Here is an 8,061-nt window from a genome sequence, read left to right on the forward strand (position 1 = left end):
CGGGCGTCCCTCGCTCGGATGGCATCGAATGTGTCCTGGGCCCGCACCCCCAACCGCAGCGAGCGAACCGCCCCGGCTCGGGCCGCGTCCCCGGTCTCCTACGAGTACTGGTTGCGCCGCCTCGCCGAGGAGGGCCAGGTCCGCGAGGAGGACCTGCCGAAGGCCGCCGAGTCCGCGTACCGCGCCTACATGGCGCAGATGTCGCGGAAGGCCGCCGACGCGCGCAGGAAGAACGCCGCCGCCCGGAAGAAGAAGCGCGCGGCCTGAACACGAATCGGGCCCGCCGACCGCGTCACCGGTCGTACGGGCCCTCGACCCCCACTCGGAAACCCACGAAGCAAAGGAGTAAGGGCCGTGACCACGAAGGTTACCGACCCCGCCACCGTCGCGGCGCTGTGCAGTGTCACCGCCGCCCTGGCGTTGATCGCGGGCCTGCTGTTGCACTACGCGGGCCACGTCATCACCAGCGCCGCCGTCGTCACGTTCACGTTCGTCGTCCTGGTCGTGCGGGACGTGCTGACCGACGTGGCGTGGTGGCCGCTGGTGTGGACGGCCATGGGGATGGCGTCCGCCGTGCAGCTCGGTCGCGCGCTGAACGCGCCCCCGCCCGGCGACAAGACCAGCGACCAGTGCTGGCACTGCGGCGCCGACCTGCGCGCAGGCAAGGGGGCGAGCCGATGAGCACCCCGAACCCGCTGCACGCCCCCGCCGACGTCGTGCTGCTCCAGGCGGACATCGTCGAGCTCGTCGCGGGCCGCATCAAGGCCGCCATCGTGCGCGTCGCCGACCGGCCCGAAGCCCTCGACGCCCAGATCGACGACCGCACGTTCGAGCCGCGGGCGTTCTTCGCCGCCGGTCCCCTGACGATCCGCTTCACCGACCCCGCCACCGCCCGCCTGTGGGCCAGCGCGTTCGAGGTCGTCGCCGCGCAGCTGGAGATCGCCGCCGAGCAGGCCGCCGGCCTCCGCCACACCGAAATGGAGACGTCGTGACGTTCACGCCCACCGAGGAGCAGGCCGCGATCGGCTCCGCCTACCTGCGCGGCGAGCGCCTGGTCGTCAAGGCGCTCGCCGGGTCCGGCAAGACGTCGACGCTGCGGTACCTGGCCGAGCTGACGCCCCGCACCGGCGCCGTCTACATCGCCTACAACAAGGCCATCCAGACCGACGCCGCGCGCTCGTTCCCGGGCAACGTGCTGTGCCGCACGGCGCACGCGCTGGCGTTCGCCGAGGTGGGTTACCGGCTGGCGGACAAGCTGCGGCGGCCGCGGCAGCGTGCCCGCGACGTCGCCCGGATCCTGGGCATCGACTGCCGCGTCATCACCGTCAACGCGCTCGGCCACGCCGCCGCGGTGGACGTGCCGCAGCTGGCGCGCCTGGTGCTGGACACGGTCGCGCGGTTCTGCCACTCCGCCGACTACTCCCTCACCCTGCGGCACGTCCCGACCGTGACCGGGCTCGGCGAGGAGGGCCAGGAAGACGTCGCCGCCCAGGTCGTGGAGTGGGCGCGGGAGGCGTGGGCGGACCTGTGCGCCCCGCACGGCGTGCTGCGCCTGGACCACGACCACTACCTGAAAATGTGGCAGCTCGCGCGGCCCGTGCTGGCGACCGACGTGATCTACCTGGACGAGGCGCAGGACGCCAACCCGGTGATCGCCGACGTGGTCGGCCGGCAGGAACACGCGCAGCTGATCCTCGTGGGCGACCAGCACCAGCAGCTGTACGGGTGGCGCGGTGCCCGCGACGCCATGTCCGCTTTCGACGGCACGCGGCTGTCGCTGACCAAGTCGTTCCGGTTCGGTCCGGCGATCGCCGCGCAGGCGAACGAGTGGCTGGCCGCGCTCGGCTCTGACCTGCGGGTGGTGGGGCACGACCCGATCGCCTCGACGGTGGGGCCGGTGCCGCTGGAGCGTGCGGACGCGGTGCTGTGCCGTACGAATGCGGGTGCGATCGGGCAGGCGATCGCCGCCGAGGACCGCGGGTTGCGCGCGGCGATCACCGGCGGTGCCGGGGACCTGGCGGCGCTGGCGCGGGCGGCCGCCGAGCTCCAGGACAGCGGGAAGACGTGGCACCCGGAGTTCGCCGCGTTCACCTCGTGGTCGGAGGTCATCGAGTACGCCACCTCGGAGGCCGCGTCGGAGAACCTGGCGACGCTGGTCAACCTGATCGTCACCTACGGGCCGGACGAGATCTTGCGCATCGTCGACGCCCTCGCCGCGCGTGAGGACGACGCCGACATCGTCATCTCCACCGGCCACAAGGCCAAGGGGCGGGAGTGGCCGGTCGTGTTGATCGGGCCGGACTTCAAGCCGCAGCCGCGCCGCGACCCCCTGTCGGGGAAGCTGGTCACCCCGGAGATGACCGACGAGGCGCGGATGCTCGCCTACGTCGCGGTCACGCGGGCCCGGCACCACCTGGACCCGGCCGGGCTGGACTGGGCGCGCGGCTCCCTGGGGGTGCTCGCGTGAAGCACTTCGACATCTCCCAGCCGGTCGCGACCGCGTCGCCGATCGTCAGTGTCTACTACGCGTGCACGCTGCCCGGCTGCGGCAACCGGTTCTTCCTGCCGGAGGACCAGCGGATGCGGTCGCTGTCGGCCCACGCCGAGCGTGCCGGGTGGCACGTGGAGATCGGCGCGGAGCGGTGCCCGGACCACCTGCCCGGCCGTCCGCTCCAGCTGGAGCCCGCGCGGCTGGACCCCACCGCGACGCTGCCGGACGCGCTGCCCGCGGCCCCGACCGTGACCATGCCCGACGGGCCGCCGCCCGTCACCGTCCTGTTCAACCAGCCCCGGCCGGTGCGGCGCCGCGTCACGTTGGACCTGCTGCGGCGGGTGCTGGATGGGCTGCTGCGGCTCGACGAGCCGTCGCCGCGCGTGGCGTCGCCGTTCGGGCCGGTCGCCGCGGGCTGGGTGACCCCGAGGAGCACCCCATGATGTGGCTTCTGTACCTGATCCCTGCTGTCCTCCTGGCCGCCGCGGGCGCTGTCATCACCTGGTGCGCGGCGGGCGATTGGTTCACCGCACTCACCGCCCTCGACGACGGCGAGGAGCACCGGTGAGCACGTCGAAGGACATCGGTACCCGCGCGGAGACCGCCGTTGTGCGGTACCTGCGCGGGGCCGGATTCCCCCAGGCGGAGCGCCGCGCCCTCAAGGGTGTCCTCGACGAGGGCGACATCACCGGCACGCCCGGGATCGCGTGGGAGGTCAAGGCGCGGAAGCGGCCGCCGTCCGACGAGCAGATCGCCGCGTGGATGGTGGAGACCGAGGTCGAGCGCGTCAACGCGGGCGCCAGCTTCGGCGTCCTCGTCGTCCGCCGCGCTGGGGTCGGCCCGGCCCGCGCGGCGTTCTGGTGGGCGTTCCTCCGCATCGAGGACGTGGCAGCGCTCGTCAACATGGCGGACAAGCGGCTGTACGCCATCCCCGCCGCCATGGTCGCCGGTTTCCCTCGCCATCCCGCGCGGCTGCTCCTCGCTGACGCCGTCCAACTGCTGCGGCTGGCCGGGTACGGCACGCCCCTCGGCGACGAGGAGTCGGCGTCGTGACCGCGGATCAGATCGTCGAGGCGCTCGCGCAGGCCCGGCACGACCGGGAGCTGTCGCTTCGGGTGGTGGCCGGCCTGCTCGGGCTCCAGCCGTCGGCCGTACACCACTGGGAACGCGGCCGCCGCGACCCCCAGCTCACCACCGTCATCGCCTGGGCCAACCTCCTCGGCTACGACCTCACCCTCACCCCCAAGGAGTCGCGTTGAGCCTGATCATGCACCGCTGCACCAACTGCGGTCACCCCGACTACCGGCGCCACCGCAACGACGACGGCACCCTCGGCCGGTGCGACTGCGGATGCCGCTGCACGCCCGGCCCGTCGGAGCTGGCGCCGACGTGGGACACCGCCGGACGCCGCGTCGAGTCGATCGCCGAGCCGGGCACCAAGGCCGGCCGCTCCAACGGCATCAAGACGTGCGGCTGCGACGACTGCAAGGCCCTGTTCACCAAGCTCACCGCCGCCTGACCCCGCCCAGGCCCAACACCAGGAAGGAACCCCTCACCTTGTCCGTCACCAGCCACGACGCGGACGGGCCGCCGCAGGTGCGGCCGTTCGCCGCCGTGCTCCAGGAGCTCGCGCGCGGCGCCGTGCACACCGAGGCATCGGAGAAGCTGCACGCCCTCGTCGACGCCGTCACCGAGCACGCCGCCAAGGGCACGCTCACGCTCGTCATGGAGGTCGCGCCGATCGCCAAGGGCGACACCAGCGCGCTGACCGTCTCGGCGAAGGTCACCACCAAGCAGCCCACCGCCGCGCAGGCGTCGGCGTTCTTCGTCGACGCCACTGGCAACCTCAGCCGGCGTGACCCGCGGCAGACCGAACTCCCCATGCCCGTCCACGACACCACCCGGAAGGCCCAGTGAGCCCCCACGAGATCCCGCGCAGCGTTCCGCGCACCGAGAACGACGCGCTCATCGAGGCCGCGGTCATGTCGACCGAGCCGAACCTGCTGGAGCCCGGCAAGGTCTACGGCTGGATGACCCCGGCCGGCCGCGTCGAGAAGATCGACCTGACCGGCGACCAGTACCGCGACCACCCCAAGCGGAAAACCGGCACCGTCACCGTCCGCGACGTCGAGTCGTTCGGGCAGTACTGGGACAAGCACGCCGACGGCGACTTCGCCGAGGTGTACGCCGACATCGACAACGACCGCGTCACCGCCGTCCTGGACGCGCACGGCTCCGCGGTGCCCGGCTGGCACTCCCACCACCTGGTGTACACGCTGCGCCGCACCGACGCGTGGAAGACCTGGACCGCCGCGGACGGCCGCCTCATGGGTCAGGTCGAGTTCGCCGAGCTGCTGGAGGCGCGGCTGCCCGACATCGCCGAGCCCGACGGCGCCGACCTGCTGGAGCTCGCGCAGACATTCCAGGCCACCACCAACGTCTCCTTCAAGTCCGGCACCCTGCTCGCCAACGGCGAGCGGGAGCTCGTGTACTCCGAGCAGATCGAGGCTTCCGGGGGGCGCGGTCGGAAGCTGACGATCCCCAAGGGGATCACGCTGATGATCGCGCCGTACGAGGACGCCGCGCCGATGCCGCTGACCGGCCGGTTCCGCTACCGGATCCACGAGGGTTCGCTGCGGCTCGGGTTCGTCCTGGACCGGCCCGCCGAAGTCCTGGCCGACGCCTTCGACATGGTCGTCGGGAAGGTCGAGACCCGGATCGGCGTGGACGTCATGCGGGGCGTCCCGGCGTGACCCGCTCCCCGGGCAGGTGCGGCCACCACGTCGACGGCGTCGTCTGCGGCGCGGTCGACGGTGTGCGGCTGTTCCTGCCCGGGTGGCGGTGCCCCGCGCACACCCCCGCCGCTGTCAACGGGCACCCGGAAGCGACCGGCCAGTACTGCGCCCCCGCCCGCTGCTACTGCGGACGCCCCGGATGCCCCGCCTACCCGACCTTCATCCCGTTGAGGAGAACCACAGCGTGAGCAGCAGCCGGATCATCACCTGCGCATGCTGCGGCAAGACCGGCCGGCACGGCGGCCACGGCTACCGGGACGCCTGCTACCAGCGGTGGGTCACCGCCGGGCGCCCCGACACCGGACTACCACCGCCCAAGCCGCCGCGCGGACGCCGACCGGGCAGCCCGGGCCGCGCGCGCCTGGAGCGCATGGCCGACTTCGCCATGGTCCGCCGCACCCGCACCACCCCCGACGGCGACCCCATCTCCATCGCCCAGGCCGCCGCCGCGGTCGGCGTCTCCGCCCGCACCGGCCAGCGCTACGCCAACGCCCTCAAGAACAGGAAGAACCCACGATGACCCAACCCGACCCGACCCAGACCACCCCCGCCGAGGTCGACCTGGCCGCCGCCGGTGTCGCCGGCTGGTACCAGGTGCTCCAGGACGTCGCCACGCGGCGCGCCGAGCTCGACGAGGTCGAGAAGACCGCCAAGGAGAAGATCCAGACGGCACTCGGCGACGCCGTCGACGGTGTGATCGACGGCCGCCCGGTGGTGCGGTGGCTGCACACCGCCGCGCCCCGCCGCCTCGACAAGAAGGCCCTCACCAAGGACCACCCCGACATCGTCGCCAAGTACACCGTCGTCGGGAAGCCCGGCCGCCGCTTCGAGCTCGTCACCCCCAAGGACGACGCCTGATGGCCCACATCGACGGCAAGCCCATCGTGGCCGTCACGCTGCACCTGGCCACCTGCATGGACCCCGAAAGCGTCCGCCTCGGCGTGCTGGAAAGCTGCCGCGACATTGAGAAACTCATCGTCGACAGCAGCGCCCACGCGACGACGCCGGACGACCTGCGGACCCGGGCCGCGGCGGCGCTGCGGGACTGGCACGCCCGGCACTGGGTGGTGTGCGAGCACGCGCAGATCATCGACTACGGCGGGGCGGCCGGCGCCGTGCTCGACGTGGTCCGCGCCGAACTGGACAAGGCCCGCGAGCAGGCGAAGAACACCCAAGCCGCGCTCGACCTCGCCAACGTCATGCGACGCAACGCCGTCGAAACCATCCAGTCCCTGGCCGAGTCCTGGACACGGCGCGGCCACGGGGCGCTCGCCGGGGAACTGCTGACTGCCTTCGAGATGGACGAAGACGGCGGGGAGGCGACCCAGTGACGCGCGACCCCGCCGCGCAGGCCGCCGGTGACATCGACACCAGCCGCGTCGGCTGGCCCACCCCCGCCGACCTGGACGCCGTCTCGCCGGCCGAAGCGGTGCGCCGGGAACTGATGTGGGCGATCGAGAACCGCATCGACTACGCCCCTCGCAGCCTCCAGACGCGGCTCGGGCCGTCGGAACTCGGGCACCCCTGCCAGCGGCGCATCGGGTACAAGCTGACCGGCGCCGAGATCTCCAACCCCGGCGACCCCGCGTGGTACCCCACCATCGGCACCGCCGTGCACGGCTGGCTGGAAGACGTCATGAAGTGGCTGAACGGCCACCTGGGAAGCCTGGTCGAGGGCGGCCCGCGGTTCCTGCTGGAGCACCAGGTCGACGTCGGCGAGATCCTCGGCGAGCACATCACCGGCAAGTCGGACGTGTACGACCGGGTCACCGGCGGTGTCATCGACTGGAAGATCGTCGGCGAACGGCAGCTCAAGAAGTACAAGGAGAAGGGGCCCGGCGACCAGTACCGCGTCCAGGGCCACCTCTACGGGCGTGGCTGGCAGCGCCGTGGGATGCCCGTCAACTACGTGGCCGTGTTCTTCCTGCCGCGCGACCGGATGCTGCGCGACGCCTACTTCTGGCACGAGCCCTACGACGAGCAGATCGCCGTCCAGGCCCTGGCCCGCGCCGAGGGCATCACGACCATGGTCCGCAACCTCGGCACCGGCGCGCTGCCGATGCTGTCGACCGCGGACGCGCACTGCACGTTCTGCCCCTACTTCCTCCCCGCCTCGACGCAGGTGGAGGAGGCGTGCCCCGGACATCCCGGGGCGACCGGCTACATCCGCTAGCCGGACCCAACCCGGCCAGATCAGACCCGATCAGGCCCAACCCGAGAGGAACCAACCAGTGTCGATCTGGGACGACCCCGACATCCGCGTCGGCGGCGAGTTCGTCAAGCTGGAGAAGGCCGGAGACAGCGTCTCGGGCACCATCCAGGCGATCCGCAAGCACCGGTTCGACGACGGGAGCGTCGCGCCGCAGGTGCTGCTGCTGACCGACGAGGGTGAGGAGCGCACCCTGACCGCCGGGCAGATCCGCCTCAAGACCGAGCTGGCGCAGCAGCGGCCCGAGCCCGGCGACTGGATCCGCATCACCCTGACGCAGATCGAGCCCCGCGCCGGCGGCAAGTCGCTCAAGCACTTCTCCGTCGAGCTGCGCCGCGGCGCCGGACAGCCCCAGGCGCAGCCGCAGGCCGCCCCCATGGCCCCGGCTCCGGTCGCGCCCCCGGCGTACGGGGTGCCGCAGGCTCCCGCCGGCTACCCGGCACCGCCCGCCCCGGCGGCTCCGGCGGCTCCGGCGATGCCGCCCGGGTACCCGCAGCAGCCCCCGGCGCCCGCCGCTCCGCCGGTTCCGCAGGCCCCGCCCGCCCCGGCTCCGGCGGCTCCGGCCC

At 72.7% G+C, this 8,061-nt stretch carries 16 protein-coding genes and 1 pseudogene; all 17 read left to right on the forward strand.

Going from position 1 to position 8,061, the window contains the following annotated elements:
- Positions 1–18: 18 nt before the first annotated feature.
- On the forward strand, positions 19–267 hold the full coding sequence (locus ABD811_RS04860) for a hypothetical protein (RefSeq protein ID WP_344941367.1): 249 nt from the start codon (positions 19–21) through the stop codon (positions 265–267).
- 87 nt (positions 268–354) lie between these two features.
- Complete coding sequence (locus ABD811_RS04865) at positions 355–681, forward strand: hypothetical protein (protein ID WP_344941370.1); 327 nt, start codon at positions 355–357, stop codon at positions 679–681.
- The gene (locus ABD811_RS04870) at positions 678–992 is read left to right on the forward strand and encodes a hypothetical protein (RefSeq protein ID WP_344941373.1); all 315 of its coding nucleotides are present in this window, start codon (positions 678–680) and stop codon (positions 990–992) included. Before ABD811_RS04865 ends, ABD811_RS04870 begins: the two co-directional genes overlap by 4 nt.
- Entirely contained in the window at positions 989–2,467 is a 1,479-nt protein-coding gene (locus ABD811_RS04875) for a UvrD-helicase domain-containing protein (protein WP_344941376.1), read from the forward strand. The genes ABD811_RS04870 and ABD811_RS04875 overlap by 4 nt, the downstream gene beginning before the upstream one ends.
- Positions 2,464–2,934, forward strand: a complete 471-nt coding sequence (locus ABD811_RS04880; protein ID WP_344941378.1) for a hypothetical protein — start codon at positions 2,464–2,466, stop codon at positions 2,932–2,934. The genes ABD811_RS04875 and ABD811_RS04880 overlap by 4 nt, the downstream gene beginning before the upstream one ends.
- Complete coding sequence (locus ABD811_RS04885) at positions 2,931–3,059, forward strand: hypothetical protein (protein WP_344941381.1); 129 nt, start codon at positions 2,931–2,933, stop codon at positions 3,057–3,059. The genes ABD811_RS04880 and ABD811_RS04885 overlap by 4 nt, the downstream gene beginning before the upstream one ends.
- Entirely contained in the window at positions 3,056–3,544 is a 489-nt protein-coding gene (locus ABD811_RS04890) for a hypothetical protein (protein WP_344941384.1), read from the forward strand. The genes ABD811_RS04885 and ABD811_RS04890 overlap by 4 nt, the downstream gene beginning before the upstream one ends.
- Positions 3,541–3,750, forward strand: a complete 210-nt coding sequence (locus ABD811_RS04895; protein ID WP_344941387.1) for a helix-turn-helix domain-containing protein — start codon at positions 3,541–3,543, stop codon at positions 3,748–3,750. Before ABD811_RS04890 ends, ABD811_RS04895 begins: the two co-directional genes overlap by 4 nt.
- Positions 3,747–4,010 carry a hypothetical protein gene (locus tag ABD811_RS04900; protein WP_344941390.1) on the forward strand — a complete coding sequence of 88 codons (264 nt, stop codon included), beginning with the start codon at positions 3,747–3,749 and terminating at the stop codon, positions 4,008–4,010. The genes ABD811_RS04895 and ABD811_RS04900 overlap by 4 nt, the downstream gene beginning before the upstream one ends.
- A gap of 38 nt (positions 4,011–4,048) precedes the next feature.
- Complete coding sequence (locus ABD811_RS04905) at positions 4,049–4,408, forward strand: hypothetical protein (protein WP_344941392.1); 360 nt, start codon at positions 4,049–4,051, stop codon at positions 4,406–4,408.
- Complete coding sequence (locus tag ABD811_RS04910; protein WP_344941395.1) at positions 4,405–5,244, forward strand: DUF2303 family protein; 840 nt, start codon at positions 4,405–4,407, stop codon at positions 5,242–5,244. The genes ABD811_RS04905 and ABD811_RS04910 overlap by 4 nt, the downstream gene beginning before the upstream one ends.
- Positions 5,241–5,474: a hypothetical protein gene (locus ABD811_RS04915; protein ID WP_344941398.1), complete on the forward strand. Its 234-nt coding sequence runs from the start codon at positions 5,241–5,243 to the stop codon at positions 5,472–5,474. Before ABD811_RS04910 ends, ABD811_RS04915 begins: the two co-directional genes overlap by 4 nt.
- Positions 5,471–5,806, forward strand: a complete 336-nt coding sequence (locus ABD811_RS04920; protein ID WP_344941400.1) for a hypothetical protein — start codon at positions 5,471–5,473, stop codon at positions 5,804–5,806. Before ABD811_RS04915 ends, ABD811_RS04920 begins: the two co-directional genes overlap by 4 nt.
- Positions 5,803–6,144, forward strand: a complete 342-nt coding sequence (locus ABD811_RS04925) for a hypothetical protein (RefSeq protein ID WP_344941403.1) — start codon at positions 5,803–5,805, stop codon at positions 6,142–6,144. The genes ABD811_RS04920 and ABD811_RS04925 overlap by 4 nt, the downstream gene beginning before the upstream one ends.
- Positions 6,144–6,617 carry a hypothetical protein gene (locus ABD811_RS04930; RefSeq protein WP_344941406.1) on the forward strand — a complete coding sequence of 158 codons (474 nt, stop codon included), beginning with the start codon at positions 6,144–6,146 and terminating at the stop codon, positions 6,615–6,617. The genes ABD811_RS04925 and ABD811_RS04930 overlap by 1 nt, the downstream gene beginning before the upstream one ends.
- Positions 6,614–7,459: a hypothetical protein gene (locus ABD811_RS04935; protein WP_344941409.1), complete on the forward strand. Its 846-nt coding sequence runs from the start codon at positions 6,614–6,616 to the stop codon at positions 7,457–7,459. The genes ABD811_RS04930 and ABD811_RS04935 overlap by 4 nt, the downstream gene beginning before the upstream one ends.
- Positions 7,460–7,517: 58 nt before the next feature.
- Positions 7,518–8,061, forward strand: a pseudogene (locus ABD811_RS04940) (hypothetical protein); the annotation flags it as partial.

The sequence above is a fragment of the Actinomadura miaoliensis genome (assembly GCF_039536785.1).
GTDB classification, from domain to species: domain Bacteria; phylum Actinomycetota; class Actinomycetes; order Streptosporangiales; family Streptosporangiaceae; genus Spirillospora; species Spirillospora miaoliensis.

Coding starts and splice junctions, on each gene's coding strand:
- ABD811_RS04885 (WP_344941381.1), top strand. CDS start 2,931: ATGATGTGGCTTCTGTACCTGATCCCTGCTGTCCTCCTGGCCGCCGCG.
- ABD811_RS04860 (WP_344941367.1), top strand. CDS start 19: ATGGCATCGAATGTGTCCTGGGCCCGCACCCCCAACCGCAGCGAGCGA.
- ABD811_RS04870 (WP_344941373.1), top strand. CDS start 678: ATGAGCACCCCGAACCCGCTGCACGCCCCCGCCGACGTCGTGCTGCTC.
- ABD811_RS04925 (WP_344941403.1), top strand. CDS start 5,803: ATGACCCAACCCGACCCGACCCAGACCACCCCCGCCGAGGTCGACCTG.
- ABD811_RS04930 (WP_344941406.1), top strand. CDS start 6,144: ATGGCCCACATCGACGGCAAGCCCATCGTGGCCGTCACGCTGCACCTG.